At 48.0% G+C, this 684-nt stretch carries 2 tRNA genes; both read left to right on the forward strand.

The window, feature by feature from the left end:
- Positions 1 to 111: 111 nt before the first annotated feature.
- Positions 112 to 188, forward strand: a tRNA-Ile gene (locus KR50_RS02935).
- A gap of 25 nt (positions 189 to 213) precedes the next feature.
- Positions 214 to 289 (forward strand) — tRNA-Ala (locus tag KR50_RS02940).
- Positions 290 to 684 lie beyond the last annotated feature (395 nt).

The following is a 684-nucleotide window of genomic DNA, read 5'->3' on the forward strand; positions in this document are numbered from 1 at the left end:
GGCCGATGGCTTTTAAAGTCAATCGCGTCACACACATTAACGCCCTGACGTTCTTTGGTTGTTTAGTTTTGAAGGTTCAAGTTAATTGAATCTCCTTGATAGTAAAGATAGGGGCCTATAGCTCAGCTGGTTAGAGCGCACGCCTGATAAGCGTGAGGTCGGTGGTTCGAGTCCACTTAGGCCCACCATTTATCTTCTATCCTATCATCCCATGGGGCCTTAGCTCAGCTGGGAGAGCGCCTGCCTTGCACGCAGGAGGTCAGCGGTTCGATCCCGCTAGGCTCCACCAAACACACTCTTTCGAGAAAGAAAGACCTGCTCGAAAACTTTGTTGTGTAGAAAAGTCACCTTCGGGTGACAGACTCGTTCCTTGAAAACTGGATAAAGACATCAAACAAACAAAGCAACAAACCGAGTAATCGCCACCTTAGTGATTTTCAAATGAAAATCCATTGAATCGTATGATTCAAAAACTATTTTTTTGACCATTAGCCACAAGCAGGTCGAGGAAGCAGGCTGGAGGAACACCGGAACGCACTTACCAGTGCGTGAGGATGTGACGACAGGCAGCTGACGAAGAGATGCGCCGTGGATAATGAGGCAAAAATGGTTAAGTTAGAAAGGGCGCACGGTGAATGCCTTGGCACTAGGAGCCGATGAAGGACGGTACTAACACCGATATGC

Origin of the sequence: Jeotgalibacillus campisalis (genome assembly GCF_000829515.1) — a bacterium.
GTDB lineage: Bacteria > Bacillota > Bacilli > Bacillales > Jeotgalibacillaceae > Jeotgalibacillus > Jeotgalibacillus campisalis.